The following is a 17282-nucleotide window of genomic DNA, read 5'->3' as shown; positions in this document are numbered from 1 at the left end:
CTTGATTGGGCTTGGAATAAGCTCACAGAGAACAAAACCAGCAACAAACTAGTTTTAATGAATTTCTCTGAATACTCTCCCTGTTTAATATTAAGATATTATTTATCGTCAATTGCTTTATCCATGCAAGCTATTAATTTTTCAGCCAGGACTTTGACATGCGGCTCTTTGCATATATCAATATGTGCTCCGGTAACCTGTTGAACTTCCAGTCTGTCACCCAGAAGTGTTTGCCATGCTTGTTCTGGAAGGGCATAGCTAGAAAACGCACTATCCCACTCGAATCCTTGAAATAGTGTCACTCGACCGTTATAATTTTTCGGTTGAAAATCATAGCGACAAGCATCGTCAGGTGCTGATGTATAAATATGAGGCCAGAAATCCGTGCCATATTTGTTAGCTGTTGTCAGGTCGGTAATTTTATTATTGACTCTTGTCAAGAGTCGGAGTGGGTTTTGCCTAAATAACTTATGGATCTTTCGATGGAAGGGCTGTGATAGCTTTTTCCGGGTCAGGTACGTATCCAACAAGCCCACAAAATTCACTTGATGCCCATTTACAACTAATTGACAGGCTATTTCATAGGCAATTAAACCACCAAAGGAAAACCCCATAAAATAGTAGGGGCCTCGTGGCTGCACCTGTTGCATCTCTTCAATATAGTGACTGGCAAGCTCCTTCAGTTGCGGTAGTTGGACAGAACGATTACTGTTCTCTGCGGCCATGCCATATCGTAGAAAATAGAGCGGCTGTTCCTTTCCCAAATAATGGGGTAAATCTACGAGCGATATTGTATGAATTGCAAATAGGGGGGGGCGTGATCCTTGCGTCTGAATTGGGACGAGGGAATACCATGAAGGTTGCGGCTTGCCTGACGATATTATACTTCCCAGTTTTTCAACCGTTGGAAATTGATAAATTGTACCCACAGATAAGTTGGTATCGAATTGTTTATTAACATCGACAACCATCTTAATCGCTAACAAAGAATGTCCGCCCAACGTGAAGAAATTATCATAAATTCCGACACGATCAATGGCTAATAGGTTGCCCCATATCTCAGCCAGTCGCGTCTCCACCTGACTGCGTGGAGCAATAAAAGCGACATCCAGATCCTGTTTATTCATATCCGGTATCGGCAGAGCCTTTCGGTCGATCTTACCATTTGGCGTGGTTGGTAAGGCACCAAGAAATACAAAGGCCGAAGGTATCATAAACTCAGGTAACTTTGACTTAAGAAAGTCTTGTAGCTCCGAAGGAATTGGCGTTGAATCACTTTTAGGCACCATATAAGCTGCCAGCTTTTTATCTCCAGGAACGGGCTCGTAAACACCCACAACCACTTCACGTAATTGCGAATGCTCGCGCAACGTCGACTCGATTTCACCTAGTTCGATGCGAAAGCCCCGAACTTTGACTTGGAAGTCATTGCGGCCTAAGAATTCAATGGTGCCATCGGCTAACCATCGCGCCAGATCGCCAGTCTTGTACATCCGCGCATCAGCTTCCGGGATGAACGGGTCACGCACAAAGCGCTCCGCCGTTAGTTCCGGTTGATTCATATAGCCACGCCCGACCGGCATTCCGCCTATATGGATTTCTCCGGCCACGCCAATCGGCACCAGTTGCTGGTGGGCGTCCAATATGTAAATGCGAGTGTTGGCAATTGGCCTTCCGATTGGCACTGCGCGGTTACAATATCTGTCTTGCTCAAGATCAGGAGACATTCGGTGATAAGTAATCATGCCGGTGCACTCAGTTGGCCCATAGCCGTTGACAAACTCAGGCCGCGGTTCTGGCAGCTCCAGTAATCTGGAGGGTTGTATCGGTTCTCCACCAAGGATCACACGCCGCAATCCGCCGAGTTCTCCATTAGTACTGGCCGTGATCAGTGCATAAAACGCGCTAGGCGTCAGATTGATCAAACTGATGCGCTCCCTTGCAACCAATGTCACAATTGCTTGCGGGTTAAAGGGTTCACCCGCCAAAACCAAGCGTGCGCCAACGAGTAAGGGGCCGAAAATATTTCTTTGTGTCAGGTCGTAACTATGCGATGTCACTACCAAAACGGCATCATCGCACGATAAATTAAACTCACTGATATACCAAGGAAGCAGGTTCTGTAGGCCGCGATGCAGAGCTCCAACGCCTTTCGGTTTACCTGTGGAGCCAGAGGTGTAGAGTACATTGGCCAGATTCTCAGGCATAAGTCCAACACTGCTGTGGTCTGGGTTAGTCTCCGGCTTGCTTACCCATGAAGGGATCTTGGCCGACAGATCAATCACCGATAAAAATTTGCTGACATCTTCAAACAGCATCTTAAACTTGCCTTGTGTCAGCAAGGCCATCGGGGCACTGTCTTCGAGCATGAACGTCAAACGTTCCTTGGGATAAGCAGGATCAAGTGGCACATAGCCCCCCCCGGCCTTAAGAATACCCAGCAATCCAACCACCATATCCAGGGATCGTTCAAGGCAAATGCCTACCAACGCCTCCGGTTTCACTCCGATGTCTCGCAGATGATGGGCCAGTTGATTGGCGCGGGCGTTAAGTTCGCCGTAAGTCAGTTGATGTTCTTCATAGACCACCGCCACAGCTTCAGGGGATCGGGCAACTTGTTCTTCGAACAAATGATGAATAAAACGATTATGTAGAAATGTTACGGTAGTGCTATTCCACTCCGCCAACAGTTGCTGGCGATCAGACTCAGTCAGCAGGGGTAATTCGAATAGCCGCGCCTCCGGCTGAGCGACGATGCCTTCGAGTAAGGTCTGAAAATGCCCGATCAGGCGGGTTATGGTCGCGGCCTCGAACAAATCGCTGGCGTATTCCATCTCGCCTGTTAGACCGTGCGGTGTTTCCAACAGTTCTAAGGTAAGGTCGAGTTGGGTCGTTTCGGTATCGACCTGTAAAAACTCTGGGGTAATTGCATTTAACTGCGATTTGTCGTCGGAAACATTCCGAAGTGAGAACATGACTTGGAACAGCGGATTGTGACTGCATTCGCATTGCGGGTCGAGTGCCTCGACCAGTTTTTTAAACGGTATATCCTGATTGGCGTAAGCTCCAAGTGCAACTTCTTGCACCTGCGCCAGCAGTTCACGGAAACTTGGGTTGCCTGAAAGATCAGTACGCAACAGCAGGGTGTTGACAAATAAGCCGAGCGAGTCTTCAAGCTCTAAATCGGTACGCCCCGCAGACGGCGTACCGATTACAATGTCGTCTTGGCCGCTGTAGCGGTGCAGCAGTACTTGAAAAGCCGTCGCCAGTGTTGTGAATAAGGTTGCGCCTTCGCGCCGACTCAGGTCTTTTAGTCCCTCAGTCAAGCCGGGTGGCAAACTGAATTGCTGCGTTTCAGCTCGGAATGACTGTAGCGCCGAGCGGGGCCTATCGGTAGGCAAGTCCAGTATGGGCATATTCGCCAATTGCAACTTCCAGTAATCCAGCTGCTGTTTCATGGTTTCAATCATTTCTGGTTTTAACTCCGTCCATTCTAGACGCTGTTTAGTGACAGGTTTTTGAGGCAATGCAGACTTAGATAATAGGGTCATAAACCTAAAAAAACTGAGTGATACAACACAAATATGTCTAGCATAGAAGCTTTGTCTTTTTTAAACAATTAGTGCAATTACCTATCAAAGAAACCTGATATTGAGCTGAATGTCTTATATAAATACGATATGGAGTCGTGGATGGCAGTCTTTTTAAAGCTAATGATAGTAAAAACCAAGAATTTATGTTTAGTCGTACGCGAGTTATGTTGAATCTTAAAAAGCCGCCTTTAAGTTAATTCCGGCCGATTTGGTTTCGTAAGAGGCAAGCGGGTTATTAGAGTCGCGTTTTTCGTAGTTCAGTATAGGGCCAATACTGATGCTTTCCAATGGGTGATACATCACATTTAAGCCGATGTTGCTGACGTTGTCTGTTTGTTGCTCAGTGCTAATGTTGTTGCTGCGAGAGCCGCCCAGATACTGTTGCTGTTGGTAGGACATGGGCAAATTTAGGGCGATTTTTGGGCTGGCCTGCCAGCTGAGGTTAAGCCACATGCCTTGAGTTAGCACAAAGCTGGCAAAAAAGTTCTCGGCTTGATAAATATCACGTCTTGCGGACAGTTCTAACAATGTTTTGTCACTGACTCGCCAGTTTAGATTAAGATGAGCGATGATGTCAGCAAAATCAAGGCTACTAAAATTGGCAAAGTTTTGGTGTGTATAGCCGACCAGTCCATCAATACGAGTTTTACTGTTAGCATGCCAATCCCCAGTCACGGCATAGTTCATTCGCGTGTAGGCATTATCCTGGGTGCTGCCGGAAGTTAATTGGCGCTGTGGATACTTGCCGTCGGTTGCGAGTATTCGTAACCCTAAAGTGCTTTCGGTGGGGCTTAGGTACTGCAGGTTGAGCTCGGCATTATCTTCGGTGTTGTTGCTAAATTGTCGATTTTCATCGTCAAACTGCCTCTCTTCTCTAAAGAGACCAAATTTAATCTTGCCGTTGGGGTGAAACAGGTAACCGCCGTTGGCAAAGTAACGTTGATTATTTTGCAAGTTGTCTACTAAGCTATTCAATTGACCAAAACTACCCAACGTTTGAACATTGGAGTATCCAATTTCGCCATCCAGATTATTCCCTACTTGCCAGTTCCATTGAGCTAGAGTGTCCCAACCAGTGTAATCCAGGTTGGTGAAGTTTTGGAACCAGTTCTGGTTAGCGCTGGCTTTGATGATCAGATGCTGCTTGCTGATTGTCCAGTCCATATCAAATCCGGCTGAAACCTGCTTAATAAAATCGCTTTTATCGCTTTGACCGGTAATCGATACCGGATCGACATTATCGGATAGCCGTAAAAAATTGCTGTCGTATAGTAGGTTGGAGGCAACATAGGGTCTGATGGTATCGTCTGGCGATGCTACGGCATAACTTTTATTAGGCAATACTCCGCTTATCAGCATCATGTAACATGGTAATAAGTAGCGATTTCTGATCGCATTGTTCTTGCTTAATTTCATAATTAATGATGATGATAATTTATTAACAATCTATAAAAAACATAATGTTACTATAGATTGTTAATATAGTTTATTTAATGTAATTAAGCAATCAGGTTTAATCTTTAGTTTTTAGTATCTGATGTTATGCACCAACTACGAGCTATCAATAACCTAAGGTCGTTTTTTGCTTCGTAAGTTATTGATTTTTATTTTCCTGCGTAACATCAGTTAGTTTTTAAAAATCTGTTAGAACAGCGCCAACGCATTGACTGCCCGTGTCTTGTAATGCTTCTTTTAACAGCTGTAAATCATTCAACCTAGTTTTGTGTTGTCGCGCCACTAAAAGTGCGCCGCCACAATGTGAGGCGATAATTTGTGCATCAATCCCCTGTTCTGCCGATGGAGTATCGATCAGAATTACATCAAACTGTGAGCGTAATTGATGTAAACAGGTTTTTAAGCCTCGGCTAATTAATTCGACCGGATTGGGCGGTACTGTGCCCGCAGGCAAGACCGATAAATCCCGGAAGCCTGGAATGCGTGTGACGCCAGTAAGATCAGCGCGGCCTGCTAACACGTCCGATAAGCCGTAAACGTTGTGTAGCTTGAATAACGCATGTTGCTGCGGCTGTCGTAGATCTGCATCAATTAGCAAGGTGCGCTCACCAAGCTGGGAAAAAACAATCGCTAAATTGGCCGCTATGTTACTACGCCCTTCACCCTGACGGGGACTGACCAGCGCTAAGGTTTTATGGGCGTCGAGAAACCAGCGTAGCATGAGCTGTCCACGTAAAGCTCGTAGCGCTTCCACTTGCGCACTAAAGGGCTGGTATGCTGCGATCAGTTCCCTGCTGAAATTTTCTTCACTTGCCGCTAGAAATGGGAAATCAAATTGCTGAGATAGTGCCTCTTGAATATCGTCATCAGTGATCAATCCTAATGCTTTCGCTGCTTCGCCAAAGCGTATGCCTTTCTGTTTTTGCAAAACGATAATGCGTTCGGCATCGCCAACACTAATTTTCCCCGCATCGAGAAACAAAGCCCCCATAGAAATAGGACTTTCAGTTGTGACCATTTTTTTGTTAATTATAGCGTCTACTGCGTGCATTTATGCGCTCCTTTAATGGTTGGATCGGCTATTTGGTATTGTCACGATTAAACAGATGGGGCATTCTCGTTGGCTTGGATGCCGATGTGGAAACAATGGCGAAAACAGGAATGGCCAATAACTCCGAAATATCAAAAGCAGAGCGCACTCGACGATCCATGATTTCAGCCAATAATGCCGCACCCATTCCTAACATGCCACCCAAAAAAACCGACAGAATCATGTTCAACTGTACATTGGGCTTGGCGTGTTTTTGCGGCGGAAGGGCTGGATTCAGGACGGCAATATTGGTTTGGCTGATTTCGCTTTCCATACGGGTTTGTACCGTACGTTGCATGGCGGCATCGTATGCCCGCTGAGCGTTTTCCACCTCACGGCTATAAACCGCTATTTCATCATGCTGTTTTTTCAGATGCAACACCTTGGCTTTTTGTTCAGCCAAAGCATTGGCAACTATCCGGTCACGTTGATTGGAAGACGCGAGTCCACTGGTGATACTGCTTAACACCATTTTGATTTCAGACTGAGTTTTTTGTCGCAGGCTGTTCACTTCGGCTTTCGCTTGCTTGTACTGCGGGTGATTTATGTCAACTCGTTTGGACAATTCGGCAAAACTGGCTTCCGCTCGCGCTAATTCAGACTTAAGTGCTTGAATTAAAGGATTATTCAATACTTCCTGTAACGCTTCGGATGAACCGCCCTGTTTGATGGTAGTTGTCAGTAAATCTTTTCTGGATTGCAATTCGCTAGTCTGAACCTGACTTTCCAACAACTGCCGCGATAATTCAGACAGGCGAGAACTTTCCAAGTCAAGGCGATCATCTGTCGCGACGATACCGTGCTGTTGTTGATAAGTAGACAGCACCGACTGCGCATGTTCCAGATGCTCTCGCAAGGTAGCCATTTGCAAGTCGAACCAGTCTGCAGTTAGTTTGGCCGGTTGAGCTTGCAATTCGATGCCAGTTTGTATGTAGGCATCGGCAAAAGCGTTGGCAATATTCGCGGCCGATTGCGGGTCGATAGAGGTAGCGTCAACCTGTATCACGTTACTCTCGCGTGATGGATTGATGTCCAGGCTTTTCAGCAATAAATCCGCAATCCAGTCTCTGATGTCGCCAGTACTCTTGGATTTTGCAAAGTCTTCCTGTATTTGTGGGTCTTCGCTGAGCTTAAGCTTTTCCACTACTTTGCGCGCTACATTATGACTGGAAATTACATCGACTTGTGTTGCTATATACCCTGGCATCAGTTGTACCGGCAAGGTCAGTCCCGTTACCGGATCGACACTGCGTTGATCGACTACTATTGATGTTGTGGCCAGGTATTGTTTGGGTAACAACAAACTCAACACCAAGGTTGTGATCACCGTCACCATTAATACTGATAGTGCGACTGATTTGCGCGACCAGAGGATGTTAATAAATTGTTGAAAGTTCATATTATTCCTTTGTTTTATTGATTTAATCTGGACAACCGGTAAGGGTGGTGCAAGAACATATCCCGGTTTGCAACATGTTAAAACCAACGCTCACTAACATAAATTACATCATCTTTTAATACGGTATCTTTCAATTCCACATCAGCTTCTTGTAAGGTGCCGTTTTCATCTTTACGTTTTATGACTATACCGTTTTCAGTGCCGCGTAGTGTCAGTCCGCCGCCGATCGATAAGGCCTTTAGCACCGTAATTCCCGGTTCAATACGATAACTTCCCGGGCGCTGAACTTCGCCATAAATATAAAATAGCGGGGCCTTGGGTACGTATACCACATCGCCTTGGTGCATCTTAAATGGCGCGATACTTTCGGCGTCTTCCAGGTAAACGCGCAAATTCAGTTCCTGCCTTTGCGGCTTTCCGTTAACAGTTCGGGTAACCACGGCTTTATTGTCGCCCAATTCGTCAATACCTTCGGCCATGGCGATCAAATCGACGATTGAACTATCGGAATCCAGAGGATAACGCCCCGGTTTATTGACGTGACCTAGCACCGATACCTGTTGGCTGACATGTTCCAACACAGTGACACTGACTTGAGCATCGTGGATAAAGCCGCCATTAATTAAACCTATGGCAATGGTTTCCTCCAGTTCCATGCTTGATTTCCCGCTCACCACGACTTCACCGATTAACGGAAAGTTAATCCGGCCATCGGATGAAACGCGAGTTTCAGTTCTTAAATCCTCATGACCGTAAACATAGATGCGCAAAACATCATCAGGGCCAATGCTATTAGTGGCAATGCTTTGCTGCATAGGCAACAGTAGCAGAAAAACCACTAGCAACAGATAGCGTTTATCTAAACGCTGAAATCTTTTGTTAGTATGCATTTTTATCCTTGATTACTACGGCGATAGTTTTAAATATGATCACTAAGTCGAGAAATAATGACCAGTTGCGCAGGTAATCGAGATCGTGATTAATCCGATCCTGCATTTTTTCGAGAATATCTGTTTCACCACGAAAACCGTTAACCTGAGCCCAGCCAGTGATGCCTGGCTTTACTTTATGCCTAATCATGTAGCCTTTAATTAGGCTGCGGTACATTTCATTATGACTGACAGCATGTGGTCTCGGGCCAACAATGCTCATACACCCCTGCAACACATTGATAAACTGCGGTAATTCATCTAGAGATGTTTTTCGCAGAAAACTGCCCAATCGGGTGATTCTCGGATCATTTCGCGTTGCCTGGTTAACGTGCTCTCCGTCTTCCAGTACGGTCATGCTACGAAATTTATAAACCAGAATTTCTTTGCCGTCTAATCCATAACGACGCTGTTTGAATAATATCGGACCGTGTGAGCTGAGCTTTACGCCAATAGCAATCAACAGCATCAATGGAGCGATCAATAGCAAAATCGAGAGTGATAGCACTACATCACTGATCCGTTTAATTTTACTGTTGATACCAACAAACGGGCTTTGGCACACGGCTACTATGGGAATGCCATTTATGTTGCTGATGTTGGCCTGAATTAAATCAAACAAAAATATATCCGGCACAAAGTAAATCGATGCGGTGGTATCGCGCAAATCATCCAGTAATGCCAGAATCCGCGGCTGTGCGGACATGGGTAAAGCGATATAAATATGCTGAACGTTATGGGCTTTAACAAATTCGGCAGCTGTTGCAACGCTGCCTAGTAGTTTTTCCGGTTGTTGGCTTTGTCCTGAAAAGCGTTTCTGCCAACGATCATCAAAAAAACCCATGAAGTTCACTCCCAGCGACGGGTTTTGCTTAAATTTGTAGGCGAGTTCATTACTTAAGCTACTAAATCCGATAATGACTGCTCGGGACGCTTCATTCTGGGTAAATGACCATTGATGTCGAAATAAGTTAACCACAGATTTCTTCCACAAGGGTTTTATGTTGGATTCAAATCCCATGCTATTTCCTAAACAATTCAAATTCCATGTCGAACTCTCTTTTCCTGTGTGGTAATGATCAATGCTGATAGGTGCGAGTGGGCTTACAGACGACAAACTCGCTTTAATAGATTCCATGATAACTCCTAAAAAGGTTATGAAAAAATCGCCCTGCATAGGCCAACTAATTTAAAATAGGCTTGGACTGCAATCTAAGTAACGGTTCCATTTCAGGCATGATGCAAAATATCCCTATTTATCCTAGAAAAATCGATTGGAAAGATAGAAACGCTTTTAGAATATAGGAAGCGAATAATTTGTACAATTAGTAAAAACACCTAACGGCCGACATATGCTTGAGTTTTTTGGTTTGGCATGAACAACACGGAAGCGCTGAAGCTTTTCCGGTTTTTTCGGGAAAAGGCTTATATTGGGTTTTGAGGGAATACAGGGATGTTGAACGGCATAGGGGGCAGCTTTAAGCTGCGCCCCTGCCACACCACCTGGCATGCGGGTCCGCACCAGGCGGTTCGAGAAGTTGAGGTCATGTGAGTTTCGGAATGCCAATGCTGTCAAAATAGCTCACCGTGAGGACTTTGTTCAAGGCAGAGCCACTGTGACTCCACCATCGACCACCACCACCCGCTGTTTGCAGGGCCAACTCGTGTGACGCGCCAAGCTTTCGTAGCCCACGATAGATTGTGGTGCCAGTCCGCCAGTGCTTCAGTTGAATCGCCCTGAGTCGATGTCGCAGCCAAGAGTCCAAATCTTTGAACGTCGTTGGCGTTTGCGCCAGTCGGAAGTAGGCCTTCCAGCCGGGCATATACGCTTGCAGTTGTTCAGCCACTTGAGCCATGCTTTGTCCACCCACCCGGCGTGTGATGAGCCTGATGCGTTGCTTAAACGTGTCGAGCGCCTTGGGTGCCACAGCAATTTTGACCGTATCGCCTGACCACTGCCGAAGGCAGTAGCCAAGGAACTTGCGCCCAAATACCGGACCCACCTCGGTTTTCTTCTCGTTCACCCGAAGGTGCAGCCTCTCATACAGGTTCCTCAGAAAGCGAAGCACCCGCTCGCCGGCTTTCTGACTGTGCAGGTAAACATTGCAGTCATCGGCATATCGGGCGAATCGATGTCCCCGTTTCTCCAAAGCCTTATCCACTTCATCGAGCAACACGTTGGCCAGAAGCGGCGACAGCGGCCCGCCTTGTGGCGTCCCCTGTTCTCGCTCCATCACCATACCCTTGGCCATGATCCCGGCTTGTAGATACCGCCTGATCAGCCGTAGAACGGCCTTGTCGGCAATACGTTTGGCAAGCCTGTCCATGAGGATGTCGTGATTAACCAGATCAAAGAATCTCTCTAAATCCACATCGACCACAACCCGGTAGCCTTCTTGCGCGTATTGCTGTGCTTTGAGCACTGCATCATGCGCACTTCGGCCAGGTCGAAAGCCATAGCTGGACTCTGAAAAAGTCGGATCGATCAGCGGCTGCAAGACTTGCAGCAAGCCCTGTTGGATCAGTCTATCGACAACCGTCGGTATCCCCAACTCCCGCGTACCACCTGCCGGTTTTGGAATTTCCACGCGCCGCACGGCTTGAGGCCTATACGTCCCGTTTAAAAGCTCTGACCGGATTCGTGGCCAATGGGTCTTGAGGAATTCCGGAGTCTGCCCGATAGTCAGTCCATCGACACCAGCACTTCCCTTGTTGGCTTTGACGCGTTTCCACGCCGCAGCCATGTTCTCACGCGAGAGAGCCTGAGCAAGCAAGTCCTCCCGCCCCAAGCCTTCTTGTTTATGAAACGCCGGACGTGTTTCATCGCGTGCCGCATCGGCTTGGGCTTCACCCTTGCCGGTCACGACCCGCTCCGGTTTCCCGGACTTCTGATGCAGTACATTTCCAAGATTCATAACTTTTCAGCTCTCCTTCTCGTTTGGCCCTTCGCTGGTCACCCAGCTACTATGGCCTCTGCTGACTTCTCGTCCCGGCTTACGCCGTCGCCCTTTCAGGCGTAAAACGAGATCTCCCCAGGTAAGAACGTGATCCTTCCCCGCACAACCGCCAGATCTACGCCACCTCTCATTGACCACAAAAGCTTCGCAGTAATGTGCCTGCTCGCCTTGATTGGACGCGCCTCATATCTGATTTTTGTTCATCGGCTCACGGTTTCTTTCCACGCTTCCTTCCCACGCTCAGTCACCTTTGCGCAGTTGCGCTTCCATTCGCTCGCTGTGGTCAGCTCACGGGAGGACTTTCACCTCCGAGATCGCGCCCATGCTGGGCGCACACATCCTCCCCCACCTGAAGGAAGGGGATTCCTGATGTAACTTCAGGAGCAGGCATATATCGCTATTACCTACTGGTTTCTGCTGCTGGCGACATTGTTGCATCGCTCACTTCACAGACTAGCCCCGTCAGCCCGACGGTTGTTTTGTACTTTTTAAGCGCTTATTCAAGACCTCACACTGGTTGCTTGGTTTTCGCTGAAAGTGAATTTGAAGTCTTTTTTAAAACTAAGTTGCCGTCATGGAGCGAGCCGATAGCGTCCTCTGGTAGCAACAGGTCCATTTTAACACTATGGAAAGATTTAATACTATGAGAAATACGAAGCTGGGCCGCTTACATCCCCGCCCTCGACTGCATGGATGCAGGAGGTAGAGAACCAACAGTAGGCGCTTTAGGCGACGCAGGAGCGGTTACCGAAAACGGCGGGGTTTTACGCTACTCGTGGATAAAATTTAGATTTCATCATCCCCTCAAAAATTAAAAACTTGAATATCGAATGGCACTTTCATGACAATCATAATGTATTTAATCCCCACATTTTAGCTAATCGTCAATGTGTAACTTCTCATATAGGCGCTTGATCGAGGGAGATGCTAAGGTTGTACGAATAGAGGTCATCTGTCACAATAACGCCACATTGTGACTCATAAAAGGACAGCTCCATGGCTGAGATAACTGAAGTACCTAGCCCTTTTTGCGGTATCGGCACCGATGACCTGACTATTCAGGTTGATGGTGTACTGCTTAAGGTGATTAAAAACGGCTGTGCGGTTAATACGCCTGCTTTTGAGCAGGCTATTACCGATACTCGTCCAAGAGTCGATGGCAAGGAAGTCGGTCTGGATGTAGCCGTGACTAAGGCGGCAGCGTTATTAAAAGATACTAATCAGCCGGTAATTGGCGGCTGTGCTACTGATGTGAACGGCATGCGGGCGTTGCTGGCCTTGGCTGATCGTAGCGGCGCGGTGGTCGATAATATGAATTTTACCGGTGCGCGGAATAATTTTCTGGCTTTGCAGGATTCCGGCTGGATGAATACCACGTTGGCGGAAGTCAAAAACCGCTGCGATTTGTTGCTGGTGGTTGGTGTCGATCTGGAAGGCTTTTCGCCGCGTTTTTTTGAGCGTTATCTATGGAACGAAGAATCCATGTTTCTGGACGATACCGGTAAGCGCGAGGTTATTTACCTAGGCAAAGCGCCTTCCGGTAACGCTTCCACTTCGCCTAGCGGCCAAAAAGCACTGGTTTTTGAATGCGCCAATGAAGATTTGCCGGATGTGGTCGCAGTATTAAGGGCGCAGGTCAAAGGTAACCCGATTCGGGTCGATTCAGTTGGCGGTATTGCGGTGGCCGATTTGCAGGCTATTGCCGACAAATTACTAGCGGCCCGCTACAGCGTCGTGACCTGGGCAGCCGGCGCGTTGGCCTACGGTCAGGCCGAATTAACGGTGCAGACTGTTTCTGAAATGATTAAGGATATTAATAATCAAAATACCCGTAGTTCCGGTTTGCCGTTAGGCGGCAAAGAAGGCGATCAGACGGCTAACCAGGTTTGCGGGTGGACTACCGGTTATCCGGCGCGTACCCGTTTTTCCAGTGGCTATCCTGAATATGATCCCTTTTTGAATGATACCAATTTGTTGTTGGCCAATGGTGAGGCAGATGCTTTGGTTTGGGTGCAGGCGTTTAATGCCAAAGCCGTACCGCCGGTAACAAGCTTGCCGACTATTGTACTGGGTCGTTCGGGGATGACCTTTGCCAAAGAGCCGGATGTGTTTATCCCTATCGGTACGCCGGGCATTGATCATGCCGGTCACGCTTATCGTATGGATAACGTGATTGCGATACGGTTGAAAAAATTGCGCGAATCCGGCCTACCCAGTACGTTTGACGTGCTGAATGCCATTGAACAAGCTTTGTAGGCAGAAAATTGCTTCTGCATTTTCTGCATTTATTACTTCCTTGTAATTTGCAGAAATATGCTTTTTGGCAATTGCTCCTGCATTGCTCTACTACAGGCCATCGATGGCCTTAGGCAATTTCTGCATTGCCTACATGGATGTAGGTAAGGGGCGTGAGCAGGAGCGGAAGCTTTCATTACATCCATGTAACTCGGAAAAATAGTATGTTGATAAAGTTAACAGGCGGAGCTGTCTATGATCCCGCAAGCGGGATTGATGGCGCAAAACAGGATATTTACATTCAGGACGGACGTATCGTCGACAAGCCCATCGGCGATTTTAAAGTCGACAAAGAATACGATTTAACAGGCAAGGTGGCGATGTCCGGCGCGATTGATATGCATACGCATATTGGCGGCGGTAAAGGCAACATTGCCAGAATCTTGTTGCCGGAAGATCATCGGGCCGATCCGGTCGCTCGTACCGATATTACCCGTTCCGGCTGCGGTCATGCTATGCCCAGCACCTTTGTGACCGGCTATCGTTATGCAGAAATGGGTTATACCGCTGGTTTTGAACCGGCCGTATTGCCGGTCAACGCGCGTCAGGCGCATATGGAAATGGCCGATATTCCGATTCTGGATAAGGGGGGGTATGTTTTGATGGGCAGTGATGATTATTTGCTGCGTATGTTGACCGCCAAAAAAGACCAGAAAGCCATCAATGATTACGTGGCCTGGACGATGCAAGCAGCAAAAGCGATCGGCGTTAAAGTCGTTAATCCCGGCGGTATCAGCGCGTTTAAATTTAACCAGCGCAAACTGGATCTGGATGAGCAAAACAGCCATTACGGCGTGACTCCGCGCGATATTCTGCGGGTATTGGCGACGGCCGTTAAGGAGCTGGGCATTACTCATCCATTACATGTGCATGGCTGTAATCTGGGTGTGCCCGGCAACATGAATACCACGCTGGATACCATTCAAGGCATAGGCGGCTTGCCGATGCATTTAACCCATATTCAGTTTCATAGTTATGGTACCGAAGGAGATTTCAAGTTTTCCTCGGGTGCGGCCGAGATTGCCGAAGCGGTCAACAAAAATAAAAACATCACTATCGATGTCGGGCAGATTCTGTTCGGTCAAACGGTAACAGCTTCCGGCGACAACATGCGCCAACATGCCAATCATAAACATGCCAGCCCGAATAAATGGGTGACCATGGATATTGAATGTGATGCGGGTTGCGGCGTTGTGCCGTTCAAATACAAAGATAAGAATTTTGTCAACGCGCTGCAATGGGCGATCGGTCTGGAAACCTTCCTGCTGGTTGACGATCCGTGGCGCATTTTCCTGACTACGGATCATCCCAACGGCGCGCCGTTTACCAGTTATCCGCATTTGATACGCTTGCTGATGGACAGAAGTTTCCGTAACGAGGTGTTGTCCACGATTCATCCTGAAGCGCAAAAAATGACCACCTTGGCATCAATTGAGCGCGAATACAGCTTGCAGGAGATTGCGATTATGACTCGTGCCGGAGCCGCCAGGCTGATTGGCTTGCAAGATCGCGGCGGTTTGGGCGCTGGTAATTGGGCGGATATTACCGTTTACACAGACAACGCTGACAGGCAGAAGATGTTTGAAAAACCGGATTATGTGTTCAAGGACGGCGAGCTGGTGGTGGTTGACGGCAAGGTCATTCATAGCAAATGGGGTACGACCCATGTCGTTAAGCCTGACTGGGATGCCTCGGTGGAAAAGGATTTACAGAAATATTTTGATCGGTTCCTGACTATGAAACTCGGCAACTTTAAAATCAGCGATGATGAAATAACTGAGGATGGGCGCGGCAGTTTGACGGTGCATCCGCTTAAAGGAGATGTGGCATGATCATTAATGGTGTAGTTATAGACGCAACTTTTGCCGAAGCGTTCCCGATGAAGGCCACGCGTGCCATCATCACCGCACAGAATGAAAAATGGGCGATGATTTCAGCCCAAGCCATGACCGGCTTTGCCACTTCGGTGATTGCCTGTGGTTGTGAGGCGGGTATTGAGCGGGTTTTAGATCCATCTGAAACACCTGATGGTCGCCCTGGCGTTTCTATTATGATTTTTGCGATGGGCGGCAAAGGCTTGGCTAAGCAACTTGAAACGCGGGCAGGGCAGTGCGTATTAACCTCGCCGACTTCGGCCTTGTTTGCAGGCATTGATGGCGGTACACGCATAGCCTTGGGTAAAAACTTGCGTTATTTTGGTGACGGCTTTCAGGTGGCTAAGCTCATTGATGGCAAACGTTACTGGCGGATCCCTGTAATGGATGGCGAGTTTTTAACCGAAGCGACTACCGGTCAAGTCGATGCAATAGGCGGAGGCAACTTTCTGGTGTTGGCTGAATCGCAACCGCAAGCGCTAGCGGCCTGCGAGGCGGCGATTGAAGAAATGCGTAAAATTCCCAATGTGATCATGCCTTTCCCCGGCGGTGTGGTGCGTTCCGGTTCCAAGGTCGGTTCAAAATATGCGGCTTTAGGCGCGTCAACCAATGATGCCTTCTGTCCGACTTTAAAAGGCATGACCAAAACCGACCTGTCGCCGGAAATCGAATCGGTCATGGAAATCGTTATCGACGGTTTAACTAAAGAAGATATAGCTAAAGTTATGCGTGTGGGTATTCAGGCGGTTTGTGATTTAGGCTCGAAGAATGGCATCAAGCGCATTAGTGCGGGTAATTACGGTGGCAAGTTGGGGCCGTTCCACTTTCACTTACAGGAGATTATGGCATGAGCGCTTTAACCTTTACGCTGAAACAACGACTGGATCAGCGCGTGGATATGTCTCCGCTGGTTTGCCAGAAGCTGGCTGATTTGGAACTCACTGAGATTGCAGCGCTCACCTTGCAGAATGGCAAGCGTAAAATCCGCGTCGATGAGTTATTCGGTATTACCGGTTCTGATACACAAAACATTGTGATAAAGAACAGTTTCGGCAAGCTTGATTTTATCGGCAAGGAGCTGGATGGTGGACGCATAACGGTCGAAGGCGATGCGGGTGCTTATCTGGGTTTGGGCATGAAGTCCGGCGAGATTCAAGTGTCGGGGGATGTCGGGCTTTATGCTGCTTGCGAAATGAAAAAAGGTTTGCTGAAAATTAACGGTAATGCCGGTGATTTTTTGGGGGCGGCTTTGCCCGGCAACAAAATGGGCATGAAAGGCGGAACGATTCTGGTTAAGGGTAATGTCGGCGAACGCGCCGGTGATCACATGCGCCGCGGCAATATCCTGATTGAGGGTAATGCCGGTGATTACTGCGGCTCCAGAATGACAGCGGGTACTATTGCAGTTATGGGGCAGACCGGCAGGTATTTGGGTTTTGCGATGCGCCGGGGTACGTTATTGTTATGGAATCAACCGCAGACGTCGGCAAGATTTAATGATTGCGGTGCGCATACCTTGGCATTTTTACCGATATTGTTTGCATCATTTAGAAGGCTTGATTCCAAATTTGCAGACAGTTCTGCGGCCTTTAGCCGGGTGCAACGTTACGCTGGCGATATGTCGGAAATGGGGCGTGGCGAAGTATTGGTTAAAATAGGCTGAAAATTTAAATCATCCTGATTATTTGAT

At 47.7% G+C, this 17282-nt stretch carries 11 protein-coding genes; 4 read left to right on the top strand and 7 right to left on the bottom strand.

Going from position 1 to position 17282, the window contains the following annotated elements:
• Positions 1–98: 98 nt before the first annotated feature.
• From ABXJ76_RS13580 to ltrA, 7 genes are all read right to left on the bottom strand, one after another.
• The gene (locus tag ABXJ76_RS13580) at positions 99–3551 is read right to left on the bottom strand and encodes a non-ribosomal peptide synthetase (RefSeq protein WP_432741242.1); all 3453 of its coding nucleotides are present in this window, start codon (positions 3549–3551) and stop codon (positions 99–101) included.
• A gap of 216 nt (positions 3552–3767) precedes the next feature.
• A complete protein-coding gene (epsL, locus tag ABXJ76_RS13575) occupies positions 3768–5009 on the bottom strand; it encodes an XrtB/PEP-CTERM-associated polysaccharide biosynthesis outer membrane protein EpsL (protein WP_432741241.1) in 1242 nt (413 codons plus the stop codon).
• 217 nt (positions 5010–5226) lie between these two features.
• The gene (gene epsG / locus ABXJ76_RS13570; protein WP_432741239.1) at positions 5227–6099 is read right to left on the bottom strand and encodes a chain length determinant protein tyrosine kinase EpsG; all 873 of its coding nucleotides are present in this window, start codon (positions 6097–6099) and stop codon (positions 5227–5229) included.
• Between the two features lie 28 nt (positions 6100–6127).
• Positions 6128–7537, bottom strand: coding sequence for a chain length determinant protein EpsF (epsF, locus tag ABXJ76_RS13565; RefSeq protein WP_432741237.1), 1410 nt, complete (start codon positions 7535–7537; stop codon positions 6128–6130).
• Between the two features lie 77 nt (positions 7538–7614).
• Positions 7615–8427, bottom strand: coding sequence for a polysaccharide export protein EpsE (gene epsE, locus ABXJ76_RS13560; protein ID WP_432741236.1), 813 nt, complete (start codon positions 8425–8427; stop codon positions 7615–7617).
• Positions 8417–9643: an undecaprenyl-phosphate glucose phosphotransferase gene (locus ABXJ76_RS13555; RefSeq protein ID WP_432741234.1), complete on the bottom strand. Its 1227-nt coding sequence runs from the start codon at positions 9641–9643 to the stop codon at positions 8417–8419. Before ABXJ76_RS13555 ends, epsE begins: the two co-directional genes overlap by 11 nt.
• A gap of 367 nt (positions 9644–10010) precedes the next feature.
• On the bottom strand, positions 10011–11381 hold the full coding sequence (gene ltrA / locus ABXJ76_RS13550) for a group II intron reverse transcriptase/maturase (RefSeq protein ID WP_432741233.1): 1371 nt from the start codon (positions 11379–11381) through the stop codon (positions 10011–10013).
• A 1038-nt stretch (positions 11382–12419) separates the two neighbouring features.
• Between ltrA and ABXJ76_RS13545 the strand changes: the two genes are divergently transcribed.
• The 4 genes from ABXJ76_RS13545 (at position 12420) to ABXJ76_RS13530 (ending at position 17255) form a co-directional block, all read left to right on the top strand.
• Positions 12420–13679 (top strand): formylmethanofuran dehydrogenase subunit B, encoded by a 1260-nt coding sequence (locus ABXJ76_RS13545; RefSeq protein WP_432741231.1) that lies wholly within the window; start codon positions 12420–12422, stop codon positions 13677–13679.
• Positions 13680–13882: 203 nt separating this feature from the next.
• Entirely contained in the window at positions 13883–15550 is a 1668-nt protein-coding gene (locus tag ABXJ76_RS13540) for a formylmethanofuran dehydrogenase subunit A (protein WP_432741229.1), read from the top strand.
• Entirely contained in the window at positions 15547–16443 is an 897-nt protein-coding gene (gene fhcD, locus ABXJ76_RS13535) for a formylmethanofuran--tetrahydromethanopterin N-formyltransferase (RefSeq protein ID WP_432741227.1), read from the top strand. Before ABXJ76_RS13540 ends, fhcD begins: the two co-directional genes overlap by 4 nt.
• Entirely contained in the window at positions 16440–17255 is an 816-nt protein-coding gene (locus ABXJ76_RS13530; RefSeq protein ID WP_432741225.1) for a formylmethanofuran dehydrogenase subunit C, read from the top strand. Before fhcD ends, ABXJ76_RS13530 begins: the two co-directional genes overlap by 4 nt.
• Positions 17256–17282: the final 27 nt, after the last annotated feature.

The organism is Methylobacter arcticus (assembly GCF_050917435.1).
Lineage (GTDB): Bacteria > Pseudomonadota > Gammaproteobacteria > Methylococcales > Methylomonadaceae > Methylobacter_A > Methylobacter_A titanis.
This window is presented reverse-complemented; position numbering and strand designations above follow the sequence as displayed.

What these genes read in the sequence shown, in the direction of transcription:
- ABXJ76_RS13530 (WP_432741225.1), top strand. Translation starts at nt 16,440, where the DNA reads ATGAGCGCTTTAACCTTTACGCTGAAACAACGACTGGATCAGCGCGTG.
- epsE (WP_432741236.1), bottom strand. Translation starts at nt 8,427, where the DNA reads ATGCATACTAACAAAAGATTTCAGCGTTTAGATAAACGCTATCTGTTG.
- ABXJ76_RS13545 (WP_432741231.1), top strand. Translation starts at nt 12,420, where the DNA reads ATGGCTGAGATAACTGAAGTACCTAGCCCTTTTTGCGGTATCGGCACC.
- fhcD (WP_432741227.1), top strand. Translation starts at nt 15,547, where the DNA reads ATGATCATTAATGGTGTAGTTATAGACGCAACTTTTGCCGAAGCGTTC.
- ABXJ76_RS13540 (WP_432741229.1), top strand. Translation starts at nt 13,883, where the DNA reads ATGTTGATAAAGTTAACAGGCGGAGCTGTCTATGATCCCGCAAGCGGG.
- epsG (WP_432741239.1), bottom strand. Translation starts at nt 6,099, where the DNA reads ATGCACGCAGTAGACGCTATAATTAACAAAAAAATGGTCACAACTGAA.
- epsL (WP_432741241.1), bottom strand. Translation starts at nt 5,009, where the DNA reads ATGAAATTAAGCAAGAACAATGCGATCAGAAATCGCTACTTATTACCA.
- epsF (WP_432741237.1), bottom strand. Translation starts at nt 7,537, where the DNA reads ATGAACTTTCAACAATTTATTAACATCCTCTGGTCGCGCAAATCAGTC.
- ABXJ76_RS13555 (WP_432741234.1), bottom strand. Translation starts at nt 9,643, where the DNA reads ATGCAGGGCGATTTTTTCATAACCTTTTTAGGAGTTATCATGGAATCT.
- ABXJ76_RS13580 (WP_432741242.1), bottom strand. Translation starts at nt 3,551, where the DNA reads ATGACCCTATTATCTAAGTCTGCATTGCCTCAAAAACCTGTCACTAAA.
- ltrA (WP_432741233.1), bottom strand. Translation starts at nt 11,381, where the DNA reads ATGAATCTTGGAAATGTACTGCATCAGAAGTCCGGGAAACCGGAGCGG.